Source organism: Frateuria sp. GZRe14 (assembly GCF_051900395.1).
Taxonomy (GTDB): Bacteria; Pseudomonadota; Gammaproteobacteria; order Xanthomonadales; family Rhodanobacteraceae; genus Frateuria_A; species Frateuria_A edaphi.
In genome coordinates this window covers 542,589-568,647 of record NZ_JBHZGJ010000002.1, presented here as the reverse complement: position 1 = coordinate 568,647, position 26,059 = coordinate 542,589, and the positions used below count along the sequence as shown (strand labels likewise).

The window sequence follows — 26,059 nt, the reverse complement described above, 5'->3', positions numbered from 1 at the left end:
CGCCCTGCCATCGAAGGGATCCACATGCACCGCTGCGCCTGGGCCACCGACGACCTGCTATGCGCCTACCACGACAGCGAGTGGGGCGTGCCGCTGCACGACGACCGCCTGCTGTTCGAATTCCTCTGCCTTGAAGGCGCGCAGGCCGGGTTGTCCTGGCGCACGGTGCTGGTCAAACGCGAGCGCTACCGCGAGGTCTTCCACGGCTTCGAGATCGCGCGCGTAGCGCGCATGAGCGAGCGCGAACTGGAGCAGGCGCTCACCGACCCGGGCATCATCCGCAACCGTCTCAAGGTCACCGCCACGCGCGACAACGCCCGCGCTTCGCTGAAGGCGATCGAGGCGCACGGCAGCCTGGATGCCTACCTGTGGTCGTTCGTCGATGGCAAGCCCGTGCGCAACCGCTGGCACACCAGTGCCGAGGTGCCCGCCACCACTCCCACCTCCGACCGCATGAGCAAGGCGCTGAAGAAGGACGGCTTCCGCTTCGTCGGCAGCACCATCTGCTACGCCCTGATGCAGGCCACCGGCATGGTCAACGACCATCTGGTGGGCTGCTTCCGCCACCGGCAAGTTTGAACGGAGCCCACGGGACCTTCGACGCCGCGAGAAGCGATTCACCAGTGCGTCACCCGCCTGACGCTTGCATGGAAGGCGGTTTCCGCGGACGGGACGGAGCGTGGCGACACTGCGCATCGGCATATCCGGCTGGCGTTACGCGCCCTGGCGCGGCGTGTTCTATCCGAAGGACCTGCCGCAGCAGGCCGAACTGGAATACGCCTCGCGCCAGGTCGGCAGCATCGAGCTCAACGGCTCGTTCTACAGCCTGCAGCGGCCGGCCAGCTATGCGGGCTGGAACGAGGCCACGCCGCGCGGGTTCGTGTTCGCGGTGAAAGGGCCGCGCTTCATCACGCACATCAAGCGGCTGCGCGACTTCGACGGGCCGCTCGCCAACTTCCTCGCCTCGGGCCTGTTCGAGCTGGGCGCGAAACTGGGGCCGATCCTGTGGCAGTGCCCGCCGAACCAGCGCTTCGACGAAGCGCTGTTCGATCACTTCCTGGGCGCGCTGCCGCGCGACACCCACCAGGCGGCCGCGCTGGCGCGTCGGCACGACCATCGCCTGAAGCACGGCGCCAGCGTTGCGCCCGACCGCAAGCGGCGCCTGCGCCACGCGCTGGAGATCCGCCACGAGAGCTTCATCTGCGAGGCGTTCATCGCCCTGCTGCGCCGGCACAAGGTGGCACTGGTGGTGGCCGACACCGCCGGCCGCTGGCCCTACCTGGAGGACGTCACCGCGGACTTCATGTACCTGCGCCTGCACGGCGACGAGAAGCTCTATACCAGCGGCTACGGCGACGCGGCGCTGGAGCGCTGGGCCGCACGCATCCGTGAATGGGCGCGGGGCGGCGAGCCGGAGGATGCGGTGCGCGCGAGCACGCGACCGCCGCCAAGGCGCGCATCGCGCGACGTGTATTGCTACTTCGACAACGACGCCAAGGTGCATGCGCCCTTCGATGCGCAGTCGCTGATGCGCAAGCTCGGTCTCTGAGCGGATGGCCAGGGCGCGTTTCGGTCCATCGCGCGCTGCCGCAAGGCCGATGGTGGGCCCAAAGCCCCCTGCGAGGCGCTACGACCGGCTCGCCGCCTTCGCCTCGTTCGCCTCGTTGCGGGGATCCTCGTGCAACAGGCGTCGCGTCACCCCATTGGTCCAGCCGAAGCCATCCTGCAACGGGTATTCGCCGCCGCCGCCGCCCTCGGCATTTTCGCCGTCATGGGTGATCACGTACTTCTCCACCAGCTTGCTCTCTTTCTTGTAGAGCGCACCCACGGTGCGCAGCCACCGGCAGGCGATGTCGTTGGCGTCGATGTCGTAGTTGCGCATGCCGCGGATCGCCATCCACTGCAGCGGCGCCCAGCCGTTGGGCTGGTCCCATTGCTGGCCGCTGTCCTGTTCACTGGTGCCCATGCCGCCCTGGCGCAGCAGCCGGTCACGCAGGGCCTGGGCGGTACGATGGGCCTGTTCGCGGCTGGCCAGGCCGATGAACAGAGGTGCCGCCGCGGCGCTGTTGAGCGCTTCGCGCGGCTCTTCGCGCTGCCAGTCGTAGTCGAGGTAGGCGCCGGCCTTGTCGTTCCAGAGCAGCCGCTCGATCGCCTGCTTGCGCGCCTCCGCGCGTTGCTGGAACTTCTCCGCCTGCTTGCGCTGCCCGACGGCGTGGTTGAGCAGGCAGATCTGCCGCTCCAGCTTGTACAAAAACGCGTTCAGATCCACCGGCAGGATCGAGGTGGTGCGGATGGTGCACAGCTCGGTGCCGTCGCACCAGCGGGAGCTGAAGTCCCAGCCCGACGCCGCGCCGGCGCGCAGTTCGCGGTACACGCGGTGCGCCGGCAGCGGCGACTTGCGCGCGGTCAGCACGTCCTCGCGGTAGGACTCCTCGCGCGGCGTGTCGCGCTCGTCCCAGTAGCGGTTGAGGATGCTGCCGTCGTCCAGGCACACGCAGTGGTCGCGGGCGTCGCCCGGGCGCATCTCCTCGGCGCCGGCCATCCAGAAGTTGTATTCCTTGCGCAGGCGCGGCAGGTATTCGACCGCCTTGCACACGCCCTTGTCCTCGAAAAGCTCCACCATCAGCGCGAACACCGGCGGCTGCGAGCGGCTGAGGTAATAGGTGCGGTTGCCGTTGGGCACGTGGCCGTAGGTGTCGATGAGGAAGGCGAAGTTGTTCGCCATCGCGGCGAGCAGGTCGTGCCGGCCACTCTCGGCCAGGCCCAGCATGGTGAAGTAGGAGTCCCAGTAGTACAGCTCGGCGAAGCGCCCGCCCGGCACCACGTAGTCGTTGGGCAGCGGCAGGATCGATGCGTTGGGCGGATGCTGGCGCGGGTGGCGGGTGAGCACGTCCCACAGGCTGTCGATGTGCGCCTTGAGCGACTGCCCGGGCGGGGACCTGTAGTGGCTCGTGTGCACTTCGGGCGGATCGAAATTGGCGTGCACGAAACCGGCCAGGTCGAAGCCCTCGTCGTCGCAGCGCTCGCGGTAGGACTCCAGGATGTCTTCCGGGTCGCCGCGCGGCACGCAGTCGACGAAGGTCTTGCTGTCGGTGAACACGCCACCCATCTGCACCGCGATGAACAGTTCCTGGTAGCGGTCCGCCGGCGTGAGCGTATCGGCCTTGGGAACGCTGGCCGCGTTTTCCTCGTTCCTGCGTTTGGTGTCGTCGCTCATTGCTCGGCGTAGTTCCACAGCAGTCCGCCATCGACGAACAACGTACTGCCGGTCATGTAACGGGCGTCGTCGCCGCACAGGAAGGCGACCGCGCCGGCGACCTCCTCGGGCGAGCCCAGCCGCTGCAGGGGGATGTTCTTCATCAGCGCCTTCACCAACGCCGGGTCGCTCATCAGGTGCGCGTTGATCGGCGTCTTGATCGCGCCCGGCGCGATGTTGTTGAGGGTGATGCCCAAGGGTGCCAGCTCCACCGACAGGTCCCGCATCAGCATTTTCACGCCGCCCTTGCTGGCGCAGTAGCTGGCGAAGTGCGGGAAGGGGAGTTCCTCGTGCACCGAGCTGATGTTGACGATGCGACCGCCGTCGCCGCGGTCGCGCACGTGGTGGGCGAATGCCTGGGTGAGGAAGAACACGCCCTTGAGGTTGACGTCCAGCACGAGGTCGTAATCGGCCTCGGTGACGTCCAGGAAGCCGGCGCGCCGCTCCACACCCGCGTTGTTGACCAGGATGTCGACGCGGCCCATCTGCGCCACCGCCTCGGCCATCACGCGCTGGACGGCCTCGACCTGGGCGACGTCGCCCTCGATCAGGCAGGCGCGTGCGCCGGTCGCCTGTACCTGCGCGAGGGTTTCGCGGGCGCGGTCGTTGGCGACGCGATCCTCGATCACCACCGCTGCCCCTTCCTGCGCCAGCCGCAGCGCGATGGCGCGACCGATGCCCTGTGCCGCGCCGGTGACCAGTGCGACCTTGCCTTGCAACCCCATCGCGGCTCCTTCGGAAGTGGATGAGGCTGCCCACAATAGGCGCGCGCGGGTGAAGACGGCGCCAGCGGCGCGCCCTCACACAATGCTCCGCCGACCGCCCCGACACGGCCTGGCGCGCCGCACGGGTCAATGAGGCTTCGCTCCCGACGGGGCGATGGATGAACGCGCACCTGCTGCCCGTCGTGCGGCTCGCGGGGCGCCTCGGCCGCGCGCGCCGCCGCGGTATGTTCGCGGCCGTGGGCTCCGTCGCTGGAGCTCAGACGCGCCGGCAGGGGATGTCGGCCGCCGAGCTTCAGCGCCGGCGCGAGCCGCGCAGGCTGGACAGCGAGAAGGTCGCAATCTCGCCCTCGGGCGTGCGCCGGGCCTGGCCGGGCGGCGGCCCCCAGGCGTGCGCTGTCACCACTTCCCAGGTGGCCGGGATACGCCCGTCCACACGCATTGCCTCGTAGGCCGCGAGCATGCCGCGGTAGTGGCTCTTGCCGGTGAGGTGGCGTTCGCGCGCGCGGTCGGCATGGGTGGCGCCCAGGCCCTGGAGCTCTTTGAGCAACGCGCGCGGCTCGCCGTAGGTGAGCGTGTAGCGGTTGACGTCAAGCACCGGGTCGCGCAGGCCCGCGTTGATCATCGCGTCGCCCACGTCGTGCATGTCCAGGAAGCGGCTGACGTGCGAGTGCTGGTCCACCGCGGCCCAGGCGGCGCGCAGTTCCTTCAGCGTGTCGGGGCCGAAGCTGGAGAAGGCGAGCAGTCCGCCGGGCTTGAGCACCCGCACGCACTCGCCGAACAGCGCCGGCAGGTCGTCGATCCACTGGAAGCACAGGTTGGAATGCAGCACGTCGACGCTGCGGTCAGGCAGGGGCAGTGCGGTGGCCTCGGCGCAGACGCGCTGGAACGGCCGCAACAGCGCCTGATGTTTGCGCGCCGCGTGCAGCATGGGTTGTGCCAGGTCCACCGCGATCACCTGGGCCTTCGGATAGCGCTTCTTCAGCAACGCGCTACCGCGGCCGGTGCCGGCGCCGACGTCCAGCACGCGCTCGGGCGCCTGCAGATAGAAGTCCAGACGGCCAAGCAGGTCGGCCTGCACCTCGCGCTGGAGCACGTCGTGCTGCTCATAGGTCGCCGCGGCGCGGGCGAAGTTGCGGCGCACGCGCGCGCGGTCGAGATGGAACGTGCTCATGCCGGGGTTTCCGCGAACAGGGACTGCAGGGCGTCGGCCACGGCATCGGCGTGACCGATGAAGGGCGCATGGCCGGCGCCCTGTATCTCCACGAAGCGTCCACCGCAGCGCTCGGCCGACCAGGCCATCGCGGCGGGCGGCACCAGGCGGTCGCGGCGACCAGCGATCCATACGCTCGGCACCGAAAGCTGCGGCAGGCGTGCGCGCAGGTCGCTGCGTTCGAGCAGGCCGATGCCTTCCTGCAGCACGCGCAGCTCCGGCTCGCCGCGTTCGAACACCTCCGCGCGCAGGCGGCGCAGCTCGGCCTTGGGGTCGGCGCTGCCCATCGCTTCGAGCGCGAGGAAGCGCTCGAGCGTGGCGTGGTAGTCGGTTTCGAGGTCCGTCGCGAGCTGGTGCACCAGGGCGGCGTCGCTGCCGTGCGGCCAGTCCGCGCCGCGCACGAATCTGGGGGTGGCGCAAAGCATCGCCAGTCCGCGCACCTGGTCGGGCATGTCGAGTGCGGCGGTGAGCGCGACCAGGCCACCCAGCGACCAGCCCAGCCACGGGGCCGGCGGCGTCACTGCGGCGATGGCATGGGCGATCGCGCGTGGTTCCAGCGGCAGGCCGCAGGCGCGTGAGTGGCCATGGCCGGGGAGGTCGCCCACGTAGAGCGTGCACCGCGCGGCCAGGGTTTCGATCAGTGGCGCGAAGACGCCGCCATGCATGGCCCAGCCGTGGAGCAACACCAGCGGCTGCGGGCCGTGGCCCACCTTGTCGATATGCAGGGTCATGACGAGGCTTCTGCGTCCTCTCCCCCGGCTCTTGCCCAAGAGGGGGGAGAGGGCTGGGGTGAGGGGCCGGGGCTCGCGGCGAAGGTTGCTGGCGCGGCGGTTTCAGATGCGGGCTCCCCGCAAGAGCCGCCCCTCACGCCAGCCCTCTCCCCGGAAGGAAGAGGGAGCTCAGCCGGTCGCAAGTGGCGGTCCACGGCACCCCTTCCATCGAACACGAAGCACTCGCCTTCCCAATGGCTGCCGTCGGTCTCTTCCAGGTATTTCAGGATTCCGCCCTCGAGCTGCAGCACCGCGCCCAACCCCAGCTCGCTCAGATGCAGTGCGGCCTTCTCGCAGCGGATGCCGCCGGTGCAATAGGAGACGATGGTCTTGCCGAGATAGCGCTCGCGGTCGGCCATGACCGCGTCGGGCAACGCGGTGAAGCTGGGCACGCGGTAGTCGAGCGCGCCGGCGAATCGCCCCGCGTCGGTTTCGTAGTCGTTGCGGGTATCCAGCAGCACGACCTCGCGACCCGCATCGTCGTGGCCCTGGTCGAGCCAGCGCTTCAGCGTGGCCGCCTCGACCGCGGGTGCGCGGCCCTGGTGCGGCGCGACTGGCGCGCGCAGGGTGATGATCTCGCGCTTGAGCCGCACGCGCAGGCGTCCGAACGGCACCTCCGAGGACAACGACTCCTTCACCGGCAGGTCGACAAAACGCGTGTCCTGGCGCAACCAGCCGAGGTAATCGTCGACCGCCTCGCGGGTGCCAGCCAGGAACAGGTTGATGCCTTCGGGCGCGAGCAGGATGGTGCCCTTGAGCGCCAGCGCCTCGGCGCGCGCGCGCAGGGATTCGCGCAGCGCGGGAAGGTCCGCGAGCGGGACGAAACGGTAGGCGGCAACGTTGACGATCATGCGGGAAGGGGCGCGGCGAGTCGCCGATTATACCGGCGCGGCGCTTTCGCCCCGCGGCAACGCCGCCAGCGCTTCGAGCAGGCGGTCGACATGCTCCTCCTCGTGTGCGGCGCTCAGCGTGATGCGCAGGCGCGCCTGTCCGGCGGGCACCGTGGGCGGACGGATCGCGGTCACCAGCAGGCCTCGCGCTTCCAGCGCCTGTGCCGCGGCGAGTGCGCTGGCGGCATCGCCCAGCAGCAGCGGCTGGATCGGCGTGTCCGAAGTGGCCAGCGGCAAGCCCAGTTGCGCGGCACCGGTGCGGAAGCGCATGACCAGCGCGACGAGCTTCTCGCGCCGCCAGTTGTCCTCGCGTGCCAGCCGCACCGCCGCGAGCGCCGCGGCAGCCACCGCCGGCGGCATGGCCGTGGTGTAGACGCAGGTGCGGGCGAACTGGGTCAGCCCCACGATCAGCGCGGCGGAGCCGGCGACGAACGCGCCATGGTTGCCCAGCGCCTTGCCCAGGGTGGCCATCAACACCGGTACCTCGCGCGGGCCCAGACCCGCCTCGGCGACGCTGCCGGCCCCTTCGGGACCGAGCACGCCAAGCCCGTGCGCGTCGTCGACCATCAGCGTGGCGTTTTCGCGACCGCACAGCGCGGCCAGTTCGCGCAGTGGCGCGCGGTCGCCGTCCATGCTGAAGACGCCGTCGGTCGCGAGCAGCGCCGGAGCATCGCCGGTCAGCTGGCGCGCGGCGGCAGCGGCATCGCCGTGCGGGTAGCGGCGAAGCACGGCGCCGGCGAGCGTGGCGCCATCGAGCAGGCAGGCGTGGTTGAGCTTGTCCTGGACGCACAGGTCGCCGCGGCCGAGCAGCGCCTGCATCACGCCCAGATTGGCCATGTAGCCGGTGGAAAACAGCAGTGCACGCTCGCGGCCGGTCCAGTCGGCCAACGCTTCCTCCAGCATCGCGTGCTCGCGACGGTGGCCGCAGACCAGGTGCGCGGCGGTGCTGCCCACGCCTTCGTCGTCGGCCACGCGCTTGAAGGCGGCGATCAGCTGCGGGTGCTGGGCCAGGCCCAGGTAGTCGTTGGAGCAGAAGGCGAGCAGGCGGCGCTCGCCGATCTCCAGCGAGGGACCTTCGGCGTGATCGACGGTGCGCGCCCGGCGCAGCAGATCCGCCTGTGCGCGTTCCGATGTCTGGACGACCAGTCGCTGCAGCAGGTCGGGACGCACGGCGGCGATCAGGCGGATTGAAGGATGTCGGCGTGCACCGTGCCCGAGTGTTCGACCACTTCCAGCGGATGCAGGTCCAGCCGTGCGAACAGCGCGCGGTCGGCGGCGACGTCGGGGTTGCCGGTGGTCAGCAGCTTCTCGCCATAGAAGATCGAGTTGGCGCCGGCGTGGAAGCACAGTGCCTGCACCGCTTCGTCCATCTGCTGGCGGCCGGCGGACAGGCGCACCATCGAGGCCGGCATCAGCATGCGCGCGACCGCGATGGTACGCACGAACTCGAACGGATCGAGTGCCGCGGTGCCATGCAGCGGCGTGCCCTCGACCTGCACCAATTGGTTGATCGGCACGGACTGCGGATGTTCGGGCAGGTTCGCCAGGGTCTGCAGCAGCCCCGCGCGCTGTTCGCGCGATTCGCCCATGCCGACGATGCCGCCGCAGCAGGTCTTCAGGCCCGCGCAGCGCACGTGATCGAGCGTGTCCAGGCGGTCCTGGTACTCGCGAGTGTGGATGATCTGGTCGTAGAACTCCGGCGCGCTGTCGAGATTGTGGTTGTAGTAGTCCAGGCCGGCCTGCTTGAGCGTGTCGGCCTGCTCGCCGCTCAGCATGCCCAGCGTGGCGCAGGTTTCCAGGCCCAGGCCTTTCACCGCGGAAACGATTTCGGCCACTTTCGCGACGTCGCGGTCCTTGGGGCTGCGCCAGGCCGCGCCCATGCAGAACCGGCTGGCGCCGGCGTCCCGGGCGGCCCGTGCGCGCTCGAGCACGGCCTCCACGCTCATCAGCTTCTCGGCCTTCACGCCGGTCTGGTAGCGCTGTGCCTGCGGGCAGTAGGCGCAGTCTTCCGGGCAACCGCCGGTCTTGATCGAGAGCAGCGTCGAGACCTGCACCGCATTCGGGTCGTGATGCTCGCGATGGACCGCGTGCGCGCGATGCAGCAGGTCGTTGAACGGCAGCGCGAACAGCGCGGCGACTTCCGCGCGCGTCCAGTCGTGGCGGATCGGGGCAGGGAACATGAGGCGGCGGCTCCGCGTGGGGACGCGGCAGTGTGGGAAGGGGCCTTGCGTCTGTCAACCGACGAGATGGGCATCAGGTTGACGGACTTTGCGTCCACGCCCGTCGGCTACCATCGGCGTACCCACCCCACGGAGCCAGGCAGATGAGCGCAGGTCAGGGCAGCACCGGCAACGTCATCGCGGCGGTGTGCAGTTTCTTCATTCCCGGCCTGGGCCAGCTGGTGCAGGGACGGTTGCTCAAGGCGATCATCATGTTCGTGCTCGCCGTCGCGCTGTGGTTCGTGTGGATGGGCTGGATCGTCCATCTGTGGTCGATCCTCGATGCGGCGCTGTACAAGCCCAAGGACTGAAACCCGCCGATGCGCATGGAAGCGCTTGTCCGTCCACTCTCCCGCCTGCATGCCTGGCTGTTGCCATGGCGCTGCCTGCTGTGCGGCGACGCCGGTGGTGACGGCCTGGATCTCTGCCACGCCTGTGCCGCGGAATTGCCGCGCAATACCAGCTGTTGCGCGTGTTGCGCGTTGCCCTTGCCCAGCGCGGTGGCGATGTGCGGCGCCTGCCAGCGCAAGCCGCCACCGTGGGATGCGGCGTGGGCGCCGTTCCGCTACGGCTGGCCGCTGGACCGGCTGGAGGCGCGCTACAAGTTCGGCCGCGACCTGGCCGCCGGTCGCACGCTGGCCCGGCTGTGGCAGTGCGCGGTGCCGCCGGTCGCGCGGCCCGCGCTGATCCTGCCGGTGCCGCTGCATCGTGCGCGCCTGCGCCAGCGCGGCTACAACCAGGCACTGGAGCTGGCGCGGCCGCTCGGTCGTGCGCTGGACATCCCCGTGCGCCACGACGGACTGCTCCGTTCGCGCGCCACCGTGGCGCAGACCGAGCTCGATGCGGCTGCGCGGCGGCGCAACGTGTACGGGGCGTTCGCGCTGCGCGACGGGGCGCCGCTGCCCCCGCACGTGGTCTTGCTGGATGACGTGATGACCACCGGCGCGACGCTGGCCGAATGTGCGCGGGTCCTCAAGCGGGCGGGCGTGGCGCGGGTGGACGTGTGGGCGCTGGCCCGGGCGCCGTCGTCGCGGCAACGGTGATCCCGAAACGCGCGGCCTTCGACTGGGACAGAGGGGAACGGCTATTCCCCCACCGCGCGGCACAACGACGTAGGGAGGGGCTCCAACCCGACCTGCGGACGCTTCACTTCACGGCGAGGCCGAGCACGATGCCGATCCACAAGGTGAGGCCGACCCAGTTGTTGTGCCGGAACGCGGCCAGGCAGGCGTCGCGGGCGCGGGTGCGGATCAGCCAAAGCTGGTAGCCGAACAGGCCGGCGGCGGCGAGCAGGCCGAGCCAGTATGGCCAGGGCAGCTGTGCGCGCTGGCCGACGAACAGCATCGCCAGCATGAACGTGCCGATCAGCATCCCCAGGATCGGCACGTCCGCATCGCCAAACAGGATCGCTGTGGATTTGGCGCCGACCTTGAGGTCGTCGTCGCGGTCGACCATCGCGTACTCGGTGTCGTAGATCACCGACCACAGGATGTTGCCCAGGAACAGCAGCCAGCCCAGCGGCGGCACCGTGTTGGTCACCGCCGCGAACGCCATCGGGATCGACCAGCCGAACGCCGCGCCCAGCACGACCTGCGGCAGGTAGGTCCAGCGCTTGGTGAACGGATAGATCGCCGCCAGCGCGGCGCCGGCGAAAGACAGCTTGATCGTCAGCGCGTTGGTGAACAGCACCAGCACGAAGGCGAACGCGAGCAACGCGCCGAACACGACCAGCGCCTCGCGCGGGCTGACCCGGCCGCTGGCTATCGGCCGGCCGGCGGTGCGCGCCACCTGCGGGTCGAGCTTGCGGTCGGCGTAGTCGTTGATCGCGCAGCCCGCCGAGCGCATGGCGAACACGCCCAGGGTGAAGATCACCAGCGGGCCCCACGGCGGGAAGTCACCGGCGGCCAGCCACAGCGCCCACCAGGTCGGCCACAGCAGCAGCAGCGCGCCGATCGGGCGATCCATGCGGGTGAGCACGAGATAGTCGGCGGCCTTTTCGCGCCAGTGCGGCGGCAGCGGGCGCAGCAGCAGGTCGAGCACGCGCGTGGCGCGCGTCGAACTGTCGGCCGGACGGATCGGGCGGACGGGTGCGGCGGGGCGCGGCCGCGTCGTGGTCGGCGGCGTGCGGCGCTGGCGCTTGCGTGGAGGAGGAGCCATGCGCGGCAGTTTAGCCCGGCGCCTCGCCGGGATCTGGGCGGCACGGCGCTTTTCTCCCCGCAAACCTCGTCCGCCCGAAGGCTACCCGGCCGGGAGAAGACTCAGGCAAGGCTCAGGGCAGCGGGTCCAGCGGGTCGTTCTCGTCCAGCGGGCTGCCGAGTGGATCGGCGTCGGCGTCGCGGGCGGGGCTGGCGTGGCCCGGGTTGCGGATTTCCTCTTCCGGACGCTGCTTGCCCGGCTGCGCGATCGGCGGTTCGGGATGCTGGGGGTTGTTCGGCATGGCACTGGCTCCAGGCGGGGATGGAGGGACACCAGCGTTGCGCAACACCCGTCAAGCGCGCGCAAAAGGTGTGCTGCGCCACAGTTCGGGACACGCCGCTCAAGCACGCCCCGTGGCGGCCGATACCCCGAGCGAAGGTACCCGTCGTGCAAGCGACGGCCGGAAGGCAAGCGCCCCTTTATCCGCAGGAGGCCGGGTATGTCCGTGGCATACGACATCGTTGCGCAGGATGCGGCGCCCGCGCGGATCCTGCCCGGGGCCGCGCCGACGCTGCGAAGCCCCATGCCGCCGGCGCAGGCGCGCCTGCTCGACTCGGTGGCCGCCTTCACCCATCACCGCGACATCGACGCGCTCGACCACGGACTGGCGCTGTCGCTGGCCGAGCTGGCGCCGGCACGCGCGGTCGTCCTGTGCAAGCGCGCGGTCGACGGCCGGCACGTGGAAAGCCTGGTGCGTTGTGCCGCCGACGCGCAAGGCGTGTTCTCGCTGCGCGCCTGCGCGCCGGACGCCGACGATCCCGCACTGGCCCCGGTCTGGCACTGCATGGACCAGCAGCAAAGCCATGCCGAGGCGAACGCCGAGGGCCATTGCCTGTACGTGCCGATCCTGCACGAAGGACGCGCGCTGGGCGCGCTGCAGCTCGAATCGGATGCTCCGCTGGACGGCGCCCACGCACTGGCCGAAGGCTTCGCGCGGATCTACGCCAACTACATCACCCTGCTCAACGAGAGCGAACGCGACAAGCTGACCGGCCTGTACAACCGACGCACCTTCGAGCGCCACCTGCAGCGACTGTTCCACTGCCCGGGCGCGGCCAGGGAAAAAGACGAACGCCGCGCCGGCCGCGCCGCGTCCGATGGCGTATGGCTGGCGATCTTCGACATCGACCATTTCAAGCGGATCAACGACACCTTCGGCCACATCTACGGCGACGAGGTGATCCTGCTGCTGGCGCAGCAGATGCGCGCCAGCTTCCGCCAGGGCGACGTGCTGTTCCGCTTCGGCGGCGAGGAATTCGTGATCCTGCTGGCCGGCCACGACGAGGCCGAGGCCCGCCGCGCGCTGGAGCGCTTCCGCGAGCGGGTCGCCAGCTACCTGTTCCCGCAGGTCGGCCACGTGACCGTCAGCGTAGGCTACGCGCTGGCCGCGATGGGCGACTACCCGGAGACGGTGATCGACCGCGCCGACAAGGCGCTGTACTTCGCCAAGGAGCACGGCCGCAACCGCACCCACGGCTACGAGGAACTGGTCCGCCAGGGTGCGCTGGTGGCCGAGCCGATGAGCACCGGCAGTATCGACCTGTTCTGAGCCGGCGGGCGGCGGACGTCCAGACGTCCGTATGGATTACCCCAACGGCGCCAGCATGGCCTCACGCGCGCTCGCGCTGCCGCTCCAGCGCCACATCAGCCACACCGCCACGGCGTCCACCAGCACCGCGAAGATGCTCGCTTCCGGACCGAACGCGCCGCCGCTGAGCCACTGCGGCCCACCGAGCATTTCCGGCAGCAGCCAGCCGGCCTGGCCGAAGCCGCTCACGTCGAAGCCGAGCAGCGCGCCCTGCGCCCAGTTCCATCCGAAATGGATGCCGATCGGCAGCGCCAGCGAGCCGGTGCGCAGGTAGGCCAGCCCCAGCAGGAGCGCGCCAAGCACCGTGTCGATCGAGGCCCAGGCCAGCGTCGGCCCCTCCATGCCGGGATTGCCCCAGTGCGCGAGCGCGAACAGCGCCGCCATCGCCAGCAGCCCGGGCCAGCGACCGATGCCGTCGACCAGTCGCTGGAACACGAAACCGCGGAAAAGCAGCTCCTCCAGCAGCGCGACCCATGTGAACGCCCACGCGCCCATCGCCAGTGCGCGGACGCTGCGGGCCGGATCGAGATGGAAGCGGACGCCGCCGGAAAGCGCGATCAGGCCCGCCACGGCCAGGATCAGCGCAGACCCGAGCGCCGCCCCGGCGAAAGCCCCGCGCGCCCAGGCAAGGTCCAGTCGCAGTCCGACCGCGGCCAGGGGCTGCCTGCGCAATCGCAAACAGGCCCAGGTCACCAGCAGCAGGAAGACCACCGGCAGGGGCGCGAGCCACGGCTTGTCCACGCCGAGCCGTTGCACCGCTTTCGACGCCAGGGTGTAGACCGGCTGGCTCGCCACGAACAAGGCGAGGAAGAGGAGGATCCACCACCCGTTGCGCAGTGATCCCTGCCGATCGCGGAAGAACTGTTTCATGTGCGCTCCTTGCCTGTGGACGAAGCGCAGCGTCAGGGCTTTGCCGCCCTCCCGTAAATAGCCCGTTCGGCCGGATGCCGTTCGTCACATGCCGGAACGCCCTCGGCTCCCTCGTGGTTCCCGCTCCGCGGGTGACCGGTCAGGCGAGCTTGCGCAACCACTGAGCGAGGGCCTGGTTCTCCGCGGGCATCGGCGCCGCCTGCGACGGACGCCCGAGCATGGCGGCCAGCGCGGGCGGCACCGGGACCGCCTGGCCGAGCAGAGGCTCCAGCACGGCTTCGAACTTCGCCGGATGCGCGGTCGCGACCACCGCCCAGTGATGTGCGTCGCCTTGCGGCTCCCCCTCAAGCAGCGCCAGGGCGGTCGCCGTGTGCGGACAGACGATTTCGCCATGGTCGCGGGCGTGGCTCAGCAGGGTGGCGCGTATGGTGGCGTCGTCGACGCTGCGGGCAGAGAGTGCGTGGCGCAGGGCGTGGTCGTCGTTGTCGAACGACCAGCGCAGTCGCTCGAAATTGCTGGGCGCGCCCACGTCCATGGCGTTGGCGAGGGTCGCGGCGGCATCGCGCGGACTGTACTCGGCCCCGGCGAAGAACTCCGGCAGCGTGGGATTGGCGTTGCAGGCCAGCCGGATGTCGCCGATCGGCAGGCCCATGCGGCGCGCCCACAGGCATGCCAGGGCGTTGCCGAGGTTGCCGGTCGGAACGATGAAACCGAGCGGCGCGCGGTGGCTCCGGTGCCAGCGCAGGGCGGCGTGCGCGTAGTAGCTCATCTGCGGCAGCAGCCGGCCGAGGCTGATGCTGTTGGCGGAACTGAGCGGCACCTCGCGCCTGAGCGCGGGGTCGTTGAGGGCCGCCTTCACCATGCGCTGGCAGTCGTCGAAGCTGCCGGCCACGCGCAATGCGTGCACGTTGTCGCCGAAGCTCCCCAGCTGGTGCGCCTGGCGCGGCGAGACGCGGCCGTCGGGGTAGAGGATCGCCACGCGCACGCCGCTGCGCCCGGGGCCGGGCTGGTGGAACGCGGCGCCCACCGCGGCGCCGGTGTCGCCGGAGGTGGCGACCAGGATGGTGAGCGGCGGCGCATCGGCCGCGCGCAGCCGGCGCAGGCAGGCGGCGAGGAAGCCTGCGCCGAAGTCCTTGAAAGCGGCGGTCGGGCCGTGGAACAGCTCCAGCAGCGACGCGTCCGGGCGCGCGAGCGGGCGCAGCGGTGCATCGAAGGCGAACGCCTCGGCGCAGATCGCGGGCAGGGCGTCGGCCAGCGGATCGCCGGCGAAGAACGGCGCGAGCAGGGTGCTTGCGGTGGCGGCCAGGTCGCCGAGCGGGTCGAATGCGTCCAGGTCGATCGACGGCAGGCGTTCGGGCACGTACAGCCCGCCGTCCGGCGCCAGGCCGGCGGCGATCGCCTCGCTCAAGGTGGCCGCGGGCGCCCTCCCGCGCGTGCTCAGGTAGCGCAGCGCGCTCATGCGAGCAGCTGCGCGCCCGGGCCGTCGATGGGGCCGACCAGCACGTCGCTGTCCAGGCCGGCTTCGGCGAACGCGGCGCGCATCGCGTCGGCGGCGGCGGTCGCCCGGGATGCGTCCTCGAACCAGCCGAACACGCTGGGGCCGGCGCCGGAGATGCTGGCGCCCAGCGCACCGTGGTCGAGCGCGGCCTGCTGCACGCGGGGGAAGTTGGGTACCAGCGGCGCGCGGCGCGGTTCGACCAGGACGTCCTTCAGGCCCTCGCGCACCAGTACCGCGTCGCCGCGCCAGCAGCCGGCGATCACCTGCGCGAGGTTGGCGCTCTGCGTGACGAAATCGGACAGCGCGTAACTTCCAGCCAGCGCCGCGCGCGCGCGGCGGGTTTCCAGCACGCAATGCGGATGCACCAGCGCGCAATGCCAGGCCGCCGGCACCGGGATGCGCACCAGCCGCGTGGCGGTCGCAAGCACCAGGCCGCCGAGCAGCTGCGGACCGACGTTGTCGCCGTGGCGCCCGCCGCTGGCCACCGCCTCGCCGTCCATCGCGAAGCCGTACAGCGCCTCGCGCGGGAGCGGCTCATCCAGCAATGCGTTCGCGGCGATGAGCGCAGCCACGCACGAGGCCGCCGAGCCGGCCATCCCGGAGCCCAGCGCGATGCCCTTGTGCAGGGTCAGCTCGAAGCCGTGCGAAAGAGCCCGTCCGGCGCGCAGCGCGAGCAACGCGGCGCCGGCGGTGTTGCGTTCGGCTTCCAGTGGCAGGTCGCGCACCACGCCCTCGATGGCGGCGATGCGCACCACCGGCTCGTCGATGCGCCTGACCTGCGCGCGGTCGCCGGCGCCAGCCAGCGTGTGGCCCAGGATGTCGAAGCCCACGCCGACGTTGCCCACGCAGGCGGGGGCGAAGGCGCTGGCGACCGATGGGGAAGGCTCAGTGGCCGGCATGGCGGTGGCGATGGCGCGGCTGACCGTCGACCTTGGGCGGCACGGGTCCGGCCAGGTCGATCGCGTAAGTCGCCGTGCCGTCGCCGTTCTCGCGCAATTGGCGGATGCCCGTCGCACCATCGGCGGCGGCGATGGCCTGCTTGCCCGCAGCGGCGGTGAAGGTGACCGCGCCGCGCGTCTTCAGCGCCGCGAAGCGCCACGAGGCGCCGGGCAGCTGGGCGCGACCGAGCGTGCCGATGCGCTTGAGCCAGGCGGCGACGATCTCTCTCACGCCATCCTGCGAAGCGAGCACGGTGTTGCTGCCGTCGAGCCCGGGGAAGTTGCCGCCGCCGCTGGCGCGGTAGTTGTTGGTGGCGACGATGAACGGCTGCGCCGGCGTCACCGGCTTGCCCTGGTACCGGAGCTCCACGATGCGCTCGCCGACGGGCTTGCTCACATCGATAACGTAGGCGAGGTCGCCCTGGATCTGGTCGAAGTTGAAGCCCGGCACGTGGGTGTTGATCAGCGCCTGCTCGCCGGTCCTGGCCGGGTCGATGCGGTTGAAGCGTGCGGCCGATTTCTCCAGCCACGCCTTCACGCCCGCACCATCGGTCTTCACCGCGGCGAGCGTGTTCGGATAGAAGTACAGGTCCGCCGCGCTGCGCAGGGTGAGCGGGCCGGGCGGCACGTCGGTGTAGTCGTCGGGACCGCCGAAACCGGTGCGGAAGGCGGCCGCCGCGGCGAGTACCGGCACGCCGGCCAGTTCCGGGCGCAGCTTGGGCAGTTCACGCTGCACGTAGTCGCGCTGGGCGGCGTTGACCACCGCCAGCGCGGTCATGTCGCCCTCGTCGGAAAAATAGCTCGACAGGCGCAGCTTCGCCTCACCGATCGGCGTGTTCACGTAGGCCACCGTGGCATTGTGCGCCTGCGCCACCAGCGGCGCGATCGTCGGGTCGACCGGCACGCACTGGTTCTTGCGCGGGCAGATCGGGCGTACCTCGCTGTGCGTGTCGTCGCGGTCGATGGTCCAGCGACCGTTCGTGCGCTCGAGCGCCAGCTTGATCACGCCCAGGTCCTTGCCGAAGAAGCCGCCCATCACCGCCGGCTTGCCGCGCACGAAGCCGCGCCTGGCGTCGACGTCCTTCATGCCTTCGTAGCGCGGCCCCGGGAATTCGGTATGCGAGTGGCCCAGCAGCAGCACGTCGATGCCCGGCACGCCGGCCAGGTACCAGCCGCCGTTCTCCATGTCGCTGGTGTACGGCGCGGTGTTGAGCCCGCCGTGCAGGATCGCCACCACCAGGTCCGGGTGCTGCGCCTGGATCTGCGGCAGGTAGCGCCGCGCCGCCTCGACCACGCCGCTGACGCTGACCTTGCCTTGCAGGTTGCGCTGGTCCCACTTGAGGATCGGCGGCGGCGTGAAGCCGATGATCGCCACCTTGAGCGGCACCTGCAGGCGGCTGCCGTCGGCGCTGTAGGCCTCGATGGTCTTTTTCACCATCCTCCACGGCTTGAAGATCGGCTGGCCGCTCTTCGCGTCGAACACGTTGGACAGCACCAGCGGGAAGTGCGGGCCCGAGCAATGCGCGGTGCGCTTGCCGTCGATCTCCATCGGGGTGCCGGTGACCTGCGAGAGGAACGGCAGGCCGTAGTTGAACTCGTGGTTGCCGGCGGTGCCGCCGTCGTATCCGACCGCGTCCATTGCCTGGTAGATGGCCAGTTCCTGCGCGCAGCCGAGCGGCGCGACCATCGCCTGGTAGTCGGCCAGCACGGTGCCCTGGATGGTGTCGCCGCTGTCGAACAGGAAGCTGTTGGGGAACTCGGCGCGTGCGCGGCGGATCAGCGTGGCGACCCGCTCGTAGCCAACCGTTGGGTCGTCCTTGGCCTTGAAGTAGTCCCAGCTCAGCACGTTCGCATGGACGTCGGTGGTTTCCAGGATCGCCACGTCGGCGCGGGTGCCATCGGGTGCCACGGCGGGCGCGATGGGGCTGGAGGCGCAACCGGCGAGCACGACGGCGGCGAGCAGGGGCAACAGCGGGCGAAGCGACATCGGGAAACGTCCGGCAGCAAACGGGCAGGGCCGGGAACGTAGCAGATCGACGGAGCGAAGGGCGGCGCTGCGCTGTCCTGTCCCGGCCTGCGGCGCTTGACAGGCCGCAAGGACGACTGTACTACTACACACAGTACAGACAGGACAGACGAAGATGCCCCGCAGCCAGGCCCTGATGCTCCAGATCGCCACCGGCGACGCGCGCCCGATCAGCAAGCAGATCGTCGACGGCGTGCGCATGAAGATCGCCACCGCGGAACTCAGCCCCGGGGACCAGTTGCCCAGCGTGCGCGGCCTGGCCCAGCAACTGACGATCAATCCCAACACCGTGGCCAAGGCCTACGCCGAGCTCACCAGTGAAGGATGGCTGGAGTCGCGCCAGGGCCTGGGCCTGTTCGTCGCCACGCCGCGCCAGCGGCTCTCCAACGGCGAGCGCGACCGACGCATGGACGAGGCGATCCAGGCCTTCGTGCACGAAGTGGCGGCGCTCGATTACCCGCCCGACCGCGCGCTGGCGCGGCTGGACCGCGCGCTCCAGGTGTTGTCCCGAAAAAGCGCCTGACCTGCCCGAGAACCCTTGAGCCATGACCGACCACGTCATCGAAACCCGCGCCCTGACCAAACAGTACGGCGCCAAACTCGCGCTCGACGCGCTGGACCTGTCCATCGCTGCCGGCCGCATCCACGCGATCGTCGGCGCCAACGGCGCCGGCAAGTCGACGCTGTTCCGCATCCTGCTCGGCTTCCTGCCGCCGACCAGCGGCAGCGCGCGCATCCTCGGACGCGACAGCCAGCGGCTGACCCCCGAGGACCGCGGCCGCATCGGCTTCGTCAACGAGGAACACACGCTGCCCAACTGGATGCGCGTCTCGGCGGTGGCCGCCATGCAGCGCCACCAGTATCCGCGCTGGAACCAGCGCGCCTACGACGAGGTGATCGGGCACTACCACGTGCTGCCCGAGCAGAAGGTCGGCCAGCTCTCGCGCGGCGAGCGCGCCGGCTTCAACCTCGCGCTGACCCTCGCGCAGGCACCGGAGCTGCTGGTGCTGGATGAACCCACGCTGGGCCTGGACGTGGTGGCCAAGCGTGCCTTCCTCGAATCGCTGATGTATTCCAGCGCGGCCGAGTCCTGCACGGTGATCTATTGCTCGCACCAGATGGAAGAGATCGAGCGCGTCGCCGAGAACCTGATCATCCTCGAGCGGGGACGCCTCGCGCACATGTCGGCGCCGGAGGAGTTCTGCGCGCGCGTCACGCATTGGGTCGCCGACATTCCGTTCGCCGGCCCGCCGCCGGCCAGCGTGCCGGGCCTGCTGCAGGTGCAGCGCATCGACGGCCTGCACCATTACCTGGTGCTCGACCAGGACGAGGCGTTCGCGCAATTCCTGCGCGGCGCCGGTGCGCGCACGGTGCAGAGCATGCCGGTGAGCCTGGACCGCGCGGTCAACGGCTTCCTGGCGAAGAACCACGCGATGCCGGCGGCGGCATGAGGAGGGGCGACATGCGTGACCTGATCAAGGCCGAGCTGCTGCGCTTCCGCGGCTGGGCGCTCGGTGCGTTCGCGGTGCATCTGCTGGTGCTGCTGTTCTTCACCCGCCTGGTCGACCTGGCCCAGCAGCCGATCTTCGTCTACCGCGTATTCGGTGGTGTCGACGTGCTGGCCGGCGTGCTCCTGGGGCTCTACCAGATGGGCAGCTATCGCCGCCCGAACGTGTGGGTCAACCTGCTGCACCGCCCGCTCGCACCGGGGCGCATCGCCACCGCGCTGCTCGGCGCGGGGCTGGTGTGGCTGGGGGTCGCGGTGGCGCTGCCGGTGCTGCTGGCCGCCGCCTACCAGGCCGGACTTACCGCGCGCGTGGTCGACCTGCGCCACTGGCTGCTGCCGCTGGCGGCATGGTCGCTGGCCGCCTGCGGCTACCTCGCCGGTGCCTGCTGCATGTTGGGCCGCCCGCGCAGCGCGGTCGCCGCGCTGGTGCTGCTGCTGGTGCCGCTCGCCAGCCAGGCCAGCGGTGCGTGGGCGTTGCTGATGCAGGTCTTCGCCCTGGCTTGGCTTGCCGCGATGGCGGTGGCGTCGTTCAAGCCGGATCTGTCGGCGCCGCCGCGAAGCCTGGGGGCGACCGTGCTGCTGGCCCTGCCGCTGCAAATGGCCGTCTATGTGGCGATCATCGTGGTGGTCCAGGTCGGCGCGCAGGTCATCTGGATGGTGCAAGGCACCCATCCGAACAACACCGACACGCCGCCGCGCGGCGGCCAGAACGAAACCGAGCGCATGACGCCGCAGCAGCGCATGCTCGCCGGGCTGGCGGCCAGTACCGCACCGGAAGCGCCGTTGTGGCGCGAACAGGTGGCGCTGTCGGACGTGGTGGCGATCGCGCCGGATCTCGACGAGGTGCCGGTTCGCGGTGCGCTCACCAATGCCGCGCCGGTCGACTTCGACGACCCGGCGCGCGGCGTGCGCTGGACCTTCAGCCACGACCGCATGCGCCTGTCCGGCTACCGCATCGCCGGCGGCCGTGCCGTCGGCACGCTCGGCGTGGGCGACGCCAACGCGGCGTTCCCCGCGCCAGCCGTGGCCACCCGCGGACTCCCCGGCCAGCCGAAGGAAGACCGCAGCCTGCTGGCCGGCAACATGCTCTACCACTACGTGAGCGAAACCGGCCGCGTGTTCCCGCGCATCCGGTTGCCGGACGGCGAGTGGCTGCTTGGCACCGCGCCCGTCGGCGAGAACCTGGTCGCCCTGAGCAACCGGGCGCTGTATTTCTTCGACGGCCGCGACGTGGTGGCGAGCGAAAACCTGCTCCGTCCGCGCCAGCGCATGCCCATTCCCGGCGGTCCCGGCGGCCTGCACAACCTGGAACTGATCGAGCTGGTCGACGGCTACCTGGTCTCCAACGCATACACCAACTACGACTACACGATGGCGGGCGCCGCGCCGTACCAGACCGTCACCTGGGTGCACGACGACGGCCGCGTCACGCTCGCGGCGCGGCGGCCGATCGCGTTCGACTACCCGGCATGGTTCCGCTACCAGTCGTGGTGGCCCTCGCCCGCGCTGTATGCGTTGCGCCAGGGCGTGACCGGCCTGTTCGCCGCGCCCGATCCGATGCAGGTCGCCAACCCGGAACCGAGGCCGCGGGCGATCCTGTGGCTGGCCGGCGCGTTGATGCTGGTGGCGTCGCTGGCCGCGCTGTGGCTGGTGCGCCTCCGCCCGCTGTCGTTGCCGGGGAAGGTCGCCTGGGTGGTCGCCTGCGGCGCGATCGGCCTGCCGGCGCTGGCCAGCCTGTGGCTGCTCTATCCGGCCCATGAGCCCGCGCCCCGCACGCGCCTGGAACCGGCCGCCGCGTAGCCCGCTTTCCCGCCGGCCCGGACCCGCGCCCTCTCCCCCGACTCGCATCAAGGAAGGGGGAAGGGTTGGGTGAAGGGTCGCTCCTGCCTCGCACCACCCACGAAGCGTCCGACGCCCGAGGAGACGCTCATGCGCTCGACCATCCAACTTCTGCGCCTCCTGTGCGTCGTGCCGTTCCTGCTGCCGGCGCTGCCCTGCCGCGCAGCGGACGACGCGCTCCATGCGGCCGTCGCGCGCGAACGCGCCCGTCCGGTCGCGCCGCACTACCCCCGCGCCACTTTCCTGGTGCGCAGCGCGACCCCGGCCGTGGCGCTGTCGCCCGACGGGCGGCAGGTCGCCTACCTGCGCGAGCAGGCCGGCCACCGCAGCCTGTGGGTGTTGCCGGCCGACGGCGGCGAACCCCGGCGCCTGCTGGGCGGCACCGACGCCAGGCAGATCGACTGGTCGCACGACGGCCGCTGGCTGTTGCTCGCCTCGCCCACCCAGCTGTTCGCCGTGGCTGCCGCGGGGCAGGGCGGTTCGCGCCTGGTCGCGCCGCTGGGCGGACGCGAACAGCGCGAGCTGTTGCGCATCGACCCGCTGCAACCGGCCGCGGTACTGCTGCGCGAGCGCGTACCGGCCTCGCTGGACGCACCCGAGCGCTGGCGCCTGGCGCGGGTGGACATGCAGGGGCATCGGACGCTGCTGCGGGAAGACGCGCGGCAACTGGTCGATGCCACGCTCGAGCGCAGCGGACGACTGGCCTTCGTCGAGCGCGTGGAGGGTGCGGCGCTGGTGTTCCACCGCGTCGATGCATCCGGGGGCCTGCACGAGGTCCTGCGCTGTACCGGGCTGCATCGTTGCGCGCCGCTGCCGCTGGCCGACGCACGGGGCCGGCTGCTCCTGCGCAGCGACCTCGGCGACGGTTTCGACGGCCTGCGCCGGCTGGAGCCGGATGGAACGCTGACCACGCTGCACGAGGACCCACGCGGTGAGGCCGATCTGGACACGCTCGCGCTCGACCCGGTCGACGGCACGCCGCGCATCGCCAGCTACCGCGGCACCGTGGCGGCCAGCCATGGACTCGACGCGGCGGCGCAAGACGCTTTGGCCAAGCTCGAAGCACGCTATCCGGGGCGCAATCTGGAGGTCGCCATCGGCGCCACGCACTGGCTCGTCCAGGAGCAGGCCAGCACCTTGCACGGCGCGCGCTGGCACCTGTACGACGTGCGCACCGGCGGGCTGCGCGACATCCTCGCCTTTGCGCCGCTGGCCGATCGCGACGGCCGTCCCGCGCGGTGGCTGCCCGAGGCGGCGATGCCGCGCAAGCTGCCGCTCGCGTGGATCGCCTCCGACGGCATGCGCCTGCACGGCTTCGTGTGGCTGCCGCCAGGCGCCGACCCGGCACGCCTGCCGCTGGTGGTGCTGGTGCATGGCGGTCCCTGGAACGCCTCGCGCCCGGACGAGTTCGGCGGTGGCTTCGTGCAGGCGCTGGTCAATCGCGGCTACGCGGTGTTCGAACCGAACTTCCGCGGTTCCACCGGTCTGGGCCGGCGCTATTCGATGGCGGCACAGGGCGACTTCGGCAACGGGCGGGTGCAGCAGGACATCGTCGAAGGCACGCGCTGGCTGCTCGGCCGGGGCATCGGCGATGCCGATCGCGTGGGCATCATCGGCGCGTCCTTCGGCGGTTACAGCACCTTGCTGGGCGTCACCTTCCAGCCGCAGCTGTTCAAGGTGGGCGTGGCGATGGTGCCGCCGCCGGACTTCGCCTGGGTCCTCGACTGGGTCGGGCGCACCACCGAGGCGCTGGCGCTGGCGCGTTACATCCCGTTCGATTCCTGGCTCGCCGCGCTTTCGCTCGACCCCCGCGATGCCGCCACGATGGCGCGCCTGCATGCGCAGGCGCCGCTGGCCCATGCGCGGGAGATGAACCGGCCGCTGCTGCTGTACGCCGGTGGCGAAGACCGGCGCGTGGCGATCCGCGGCGTGCTGGGTTACGCCGCGCGGCTGAAGCAACTTGGCAAGGACGTGAGCCTGCTGGTCGATGCCGATGCCGGGCATTCCAACGCCGATCCGGTGGCGCGCGAGGCGCAGCTCTACCTGATCGTGCTGATGCTGCATCGCCATCTGGGTGGCGCCTCGCCCGAGCCGCTGGATCCAGCGCTGCGCGAGTACCTCGGGCGCAGCCTGCGCATCGCCGGCAGCGACCTGCAGGCGGCGGGGCTTGCGCCGTCGCGACCGTAGTCGCTGTGATCCATCGGGACGGGATGCCGGACCGCGGCCGCGGGACTGCCGCACGGATTGCCGTGTAGGCACCTCGCGGTCGTTGCGGCAGCGGCGCCGGTGTCAATTCGGCCGGCCGCGTCGACCGTCGATCACGCGATCCGGCGTTCGCCGCCGATCCAGGTCTCGCGCACGTGCAGCGTGTCGTCCAGCACGGCGAAGTCGGCACGCTGGCCGGGCGCGATGCGGCCGTGGGTCTGTTCCAGTCCGAGCCACTCGGCCGGATAGGTGCTGGCCATGCGCGATGCCTCGGCCAGTGGCAGCCCGAGCAGGTTGACCGTGTTGCGCACGGCGCCGGCCATGTCCAGCGCGCTGCCGGCGAGCACGCCCGAGTCGTCCATGCAGATGCCGTCGCGCGCGACGATGGTCTGGCCATTGAGTACGTACTCCGCGCGCGCGCTGCCGACCGGCGGCATTGCGTCGGTAACCAGCACGCATTTCCCCGGCGGCTTGGCGTTGATGGCGATGCGCAGCGAGGCCGGGTGCACGTGGTGGCCGTCGACGATCAGCCCGCACCAGCTGGCCGGATCGTCCAGCGCCGCGCCGACCACGCCCGGCTCGCGGCTGGTGAGCGGGGTCATGGCGTTGTAGAGATGGGTAAAGCCGCACACGCCCGCATCCAGCGCGGCGCGCGTGGTGGCGTAGTCGGCGCCCGTGTGGCCGGCGACCACGCGCACGCCGGCCTCGGCCAGGCGCGCGATCACCGACGGCGCCACCTGCTCGGGCGCGAGGGTCAGCATGACCACCCCGCGGCGCTGCGCGGTGAGCGCGAGCAGGTCATCGGTGTCGGGCGTGCGGAACAGCGAGGCATCGTGGATGCCCTTGCGCGCGGGGGCGAGGAAGGGACCTTCGAGATGGATGCCGAGGATGCCGGGCACCGATTGCGCGATCGCCGCGTCCACGGCGTCCAGCGCCGCGCGCATCTTGGCGGCGGTGTCGGTGATCAGCGTAGGCAGCAGGCCGGTGGTGCCGAAGCGCCGGTGCGCTAGGGCGATGCCGCGCAGCGTCTCCACCGTGGGCGCGTCGTTGAACAACAGCCCGCCGCCTCCGTTGACCTGCACGTCGATGAAGCCGGGCAGCAGCAGCGCGCCGGCCAGGTCGTGGCGTTGCGCCTGCGCCACGCGCGGATCGTCGGGCGCGGCCAGCGCGAGCACGTGGCCTTCGCGCACGAGCACCACGACATCCTCGCGCAGGCCCTCGTCGGTCAGCACGCGACCGTGGACCAGGGCGAGCAGGGACTGAAGCATCACAACGTCTCCGTGACTTTGCGCAGGTGCGGCGGAACATCCGGATCGTAGCCGCGCGCCAGTGAAAGCGCGCTGGCTGCGCGATAGAAACTCTGCACCGCGAGCAGCGGCGTGGTGATCGCCGGCACGCCGGCCGGCAGCGCCAACGCGTCGGGGCCGCTCGCGCCGGGCGCGGCCACCCAGACCCGCGCGCCCCGCGCGCGGAACTCGGCGGCGACCGCGAGGGTGCCCTCCAGCGAGCCGTCTTCCTGGGCGAACACCAGCACGGGGAAGCCGGTGCCGACCAGCGCCATCGGTCCGTGCTTCACTTCCGCCGCACTGAAGGCCTCGGCGTGCAGGCCGCAGGTTTCCTTGAATTTCAGCGCGGCTTCGAGCGCGGCGCCGAAGCCGTAGCCGCGGCCGACCACGAACAGGTTGTGTACCTCGCGCAGGCCCTCCCCCAGCGCGCGCCAGTCCGCCTCCCAGCCCTGGCGCAGGTCGCCGGGCAGCCGGTCGAGCGCGCCGTGCAGCGCCTCGTCGCCGCTCCAGCAGGCGGTCAGCTGCAGCACCGCCGAGAGGGTGGCCAGGTAGCTCTTGGTGGCCGCGACGCTGCGCTCGGGACCGGCGTGCAAGGGCACCACCGTGTCGGCCAACCGCGCGAGCGGGGAATCGGTGACGTTGACCAGCGCCACCACTTGCGCGCCGGCCGCCCTGGCTGCCTGGGCACTGAGCAGCAGGTCCGGGCTCTTGCCCGATTGGGAGATCGCCAGGAACAGCGCGCCGTCCAGTTGCAGCGGCGCGTCGTAAATCGAACTCACCGCCGGCGAGGCCGACGCGGTGACCACGCCCAGGCGTGTCTCGAACACGTACTTCGCGTAGGCGGCGGCATGGTCGGAGCTGCCGCGCGCACAGGTGACGATGCAGCGCGGCGGCTGCGCGCGCAGCCGCTCGCCGAGCTCGGTCAGCAGCCCGGCGTTGGCGGCGAGCTGGTGCGCGATCACGTCGGCGGCCGACTGCGCCTCCTGGTACATCAGGGTGTCATGGGGTGATTTCATGGGGATCCCGGGGAAATGCG

Annotated in this window: 24 protein-coding genes; 9 read left to right on the top strand and 15 right to left on the bottom strand. The window is 70.9% G+C overall.

The features are described from left to right. The first annotated feature begins 24 nt into the window (after positions 1 to 24). Together ACFWZ1_RS16785 and ACFWZ1_RS16780 are read left to right on the top strand one after the other, a co-directional pair. A complete protein-coding gene (locus ACFWZ1_RS16785) occupies positions 25 to 579 on the top strand; it encodes a DNA-3-methyladenine glycosylase I (RefSeq protein ID WP_439667275.1) in 555 nt (184 codons plus the stop codon). 100 nt (positions 580 to 679) lie between these two features. Continuing rightward, complete coding sequence (locus ACFWZ1_RS16780; RefSeq protein ID WP_439667274.1) at positions 680 to 1,549, top strand: DUF72 domain-containing protein; 870 nt, start codon at positions 680 to 682, stop codon at positions 1,547 to 1,549. A gap of 78 nt (positions 1,550 to 1,627) precedes the next feature. Here the strand turns inward: ACFWZ1_RS16780 and treF are convergent, their stop codons facing one another. The 7 genes from treF to bioB form a co-directional block, all read right to left on the bottom strand. Then, a complete protein-coding gene (gene treF / locus ACFWZ1_RS16775) occupies positions 1,628 to 3,217 on the bottom strand; it encodes an alpha,alpha-trehalase TreF (RefSeq protein WP_439667273.1) in 1,590 nt (529 codons plus the stop codon). Beyond that, entirely contained in the window at positions 3,214 to 3,981 is a 768-nt protein-coding gene (locus ACFWZ1_RS16770; protein ID WP_439667272.1) for an SDR family NAD(P)-dependent oxidoreductase, read from the bottom strand. The genes treF and ACFWZ1_RS16770 overlap by 4 nt, the downstream gene beginning before the upstream one ends. Before the next feature lie 292 nt (positions 3,982 to 4,273). Continuing rightward, entirely contained in the window at positions 4,274 to 5,152 is an 879-nt protein-coding gene (gene bioC, locus ACFWZ1_RS16765) for a malonyl-ACP O-methyltransferase BioC (protein ID WP_231322366.1), read from the bottom strand. After that, on the bottom strand, positions 5,149 to 5,922 hold the full coding sequence (gene bioH, locus ACFWZ1_RS16760) for a pimeloyl-ACP methyl ester esterase BioH (RefSeq protein WP_439667271.1): 774 nt from the start codon (positions 5,920 to 5,922) through the stop codon (positions 5,149 to 5,151). The genes bioC and bioH overlap by 4 nt, the downstream gene beginning before the upstream one ends. Further along, a complete protein-coding gene (locus ACFWZ1_RS16755; protein ID WP_439667270.1) occupies positions 5,919 to 6,812 on the bottom strand; it encodes a sulfurtransferase in 894 nt (297 codons plus the stop codon). The genes bioH and ACFWZ1_RS16755 overlap by 4 nt, the downstream gene beginning before the upstream one ends. 27 nt (positions 6,813 to 6,839) lie before the next feature. Next, positions 6,840 to 8,021, bottom strand: coding sequence for an 8-amino-7-oxononanoate synthase (gene bioF / locus ACFWZ1_RS16750; RefSeq protein ID WP_439667269.1), 1,182 nt, complete (start codon positions 8,019 to 8,021; stop codon positions 6,840 to 6,842). A gap of 8 nt (positions 8,022 to 8,029) precedes the next feature. Beyond that, positions 8,030 to 9,031: a biotin synthase BioB gene (bioB, locus tag ACFWZ1_RS16745; RefSeq protein ID WP_439667268.1), complete on the bottom strand. Its 1,002-nt coding sequence runs from the start codon at positions 9,029 to 9,031 to the stop codon at positions 8,030 to 8,032. A 143-nt stretch (positions 9,032 to 9,174) separates the two neighbouring features. On the opposite strand from bioB, the gene ACFWZ1_RS16740 reads away from it, so the two are divergent. After that, positions 9,175 to 9,381 (top strand): hypothetical protein, encoded by a 207-nt coding sequence (locus ACFWZ1_RS16740; RefSeq protein WP_439667267.1) that lies wholly within the window; start codon positions 9,175 to 9,177, stop codon positions 9,379 to 9,381. 15 nt (positions 9,382 to 9,396) lie between these two features. Next, positions 9,397 to 10,113, top strand: coding sequence for a ComF family protein (locus ACFWZ1_RS16735; protein WP_439667266.1), 717 nt, complete (start codon positions 9,397 to 9,399; stop codon positions 10,111 to 10,113). 103 nt (positions 10,114 to 10,216) lie between these two features. Here ACFWZ1_RS16735 and ubiA read toward each other — a convergent pair whose 3' ends face one another. After that, positions 10,217 to 11,146 carry a 4-hydroxybenzoate octaprenyltransferase gene (gene ubiA / locus ACFWZ1_RS16730; RefSeq protein WP_439667300.1) on the bottom strand — a complete coding sequence of 310 codons (930 nt, stop codon included), beginning with the start codon at positions 11,144 to 11,146 and terminating at the stop codon, positions 10,217 to 10,219. Between the two features lie 193 nt (positions 11,147 to 11,339). Beyond that, a complete protein-coding gene (locus ACFWZ1_RS16725; protein WP_231322353.1) occupies positions 11,340 to 11,507 on the bottom strand; it encodes a hypothetical protein in 168 nt (55 codons plus the stop codon). A 198-nt stretch (positions 11,508 to 11,705) separates the two neighbouring features. Between ACFWZ1_RS16725 and ACFWZ1_RS16720 the strand changes: the two genes are divergently transcribed. Continuing rightward, positions 11,706 to 12,815, top strand: coding sequence for a diguanylate cyclase (locus ACFWZ1_RS16720; protein WP_439667265.1), 1,110 nt, complete (start codon positions 11,706 to 11,708; stop codon positions 12,813 to 12,815). A gap of 36 nt (positions 12,816 to 12,851) precedes the next feature. Here ACFWZ1_RS16720 and ACFWZ1_RS16715 read toward each other — a convergent pair whose 3' ends face one another. The 4 genes from ACFWZ1_RS16715 to ACFWZ1_RS16700 all read right to left on the bottom strand — a co-directional run bounded on the left by ACFWZ1_RS16715 (position 12,852) and on the right by ACFWZ1_RS16700 (position 18,147). Further along, the gene (locus ACFWZ1_RS16715; RefSeq protein WP_231322348.1) at positions 12,852 to 13,724 is read right to left on the bottom strand and encodes a CPBP family intramembrane glutamic endopeptidase; all 873 of its coding nucleotides are present in this window, start codon (positions 13,722 to 13,724) and stop codon (positions 12,852 to 12,854) included. Positions 13,725 to 13,863: 139 nt separating this feature from the next. Next, positions 13,864 to 15,174, bottom strand: coding sequence for a threonine synthase (thrC, locus tag ACFWZ1_RS16710; protein ID WP_439667299.1), 1,311 nt, complete (start codon positions 15,172 to 15,174; stop codon positions 13,864 to 13,866). A gap of 5 nt (positions 15,175 to 15,179) precedes the next feature. Continuing rightward, positions 15,180 to 16,121 carry a homoserine kinase gene (locus ACFWZ1_RS16705; RefSeq protein ID WP_439667264.1) on the bottom strand — a complete coding sequence of 314 codons (942 nt, stop codon included), beginning with the start codon at positions 16,119 to 16,121 and terminating at the stop codon, positions 15,180 to 15,182. Then, a complete protein-coding gene (locus ACFWZ1_RS16700; protein ID WP_439667263.1) occupies positions 16,108 to 18,147 on the bottom strand; it encodes a bifunctional 2',3'-cyclic-nucleotide 2'-phosphodiesterase/3'-nucleotidase in 2,040 nt (679 codons plus the stop codon). Before ACFWZ1_RS16700 ends, ACFWZ1_RS16705 begins: the two co-directional genes overlap by 14 nt. A gap of 154 nt (positions 18,148 to 18,301) precedes the next feature. Here ACFWZ1_RS16700 and ACFWZ1_RS16695 point away from each other — a divergent pair, with 154 nt between their 5' ends. The 4 genes from ACFWZ1_RS16695 to ACFWZ1_RS16680 all read left to right on the top strand — a co-directional run bounded on the left by ACFWZ1_RS16695 (position 18,302) and on the right by ACFWZ1_RS16680 (position 23,719). Then, positions 18,302 to 18,709 (top strand): GntR family transcriptional regulator, encoded by a 408-nt coding sequence (locus ACFWZ1_RS16695; protein WP_439667262.1) that lies wholly within the window; start codon positions 18,302 to 18,304, stop codon positions 18,707 to 18,709. A gap of 22 nt (positions 18,710 to 18,731) precedes the next feature. Next, positions 18,732 to 19,637, top strand: coding sequence for an ABC transporter ATP-binding protein (locus tag ACFWZ1_RS16690; protein WP_439667261.1), 906 nt, complete (start codon positions 18,732 to 18,734; stop codon positions 19,635 to 19,637). Positions 19,638 to 19,648: 11 nt separating this feature from the next. Further along, a complete protein-coding gene (locus ACFWZ1_RS16685; RefSeq protein ID WP_439667260.1) occupies positions 19,649 to 21,493 on the top strand; it encodes a hypothetical protein in 1,845 nt (614 codons plus the stop codon). A 129-nt stretch (positions 21,494 to 21,622) separates the two neighbouring features. Beyond that, positions 21,623 to 23,719, top strand: a complete 2,097-nt coding sequence (locus ACFWZ1_RS16680; RefSeq protein WP_439667259.1) for a S9 family peptidase — start codon at positions 21,623 to 21,625, stop codon at positions 23,717 to 23,719. Positions 23,720 to 23,850: 131 nt separating this feature from the next. Here the strand turns inward: ACFWZ1_RS16680 and nagA are convergent, their stop codons facing one another. Together nagA and ACFWZ1_RS16670 are read right to left on the bottom strand one after the other, a co-directional pair. Continuing rightward, on the bottom strand, positions 23,851 to 25,005 hold the full coding sequence (nagA, locus tag ACFWZ1_RS16675; RefSeq protein WP_439667258.1) for an N-acetylglucosamine-6-phosphate deacetylase: 1,155 nt from the start codon (positions 25,003 to 25,005) through the stop codon (positions 23,851 to 23,853). Further along, positions 25,005 to 26,045 (bottom strand): SIS domain-containing protein, encoded by a 1,041-nt coding sequence (locus ACFWZ1_RS16670; RefSeq protein ID WP_439667298.1) that lies wholly within the window; start codon positions 26,043 to 26,045, stop codon positions 25,005 to 25,007. Before ACFWZ1_RS16670 ends, nagA begins: the two co-directional genes overlap by 1 nt. Between the last annotated feature and the right edge of the window lie 14 nt (positions 26,046 to 26,059).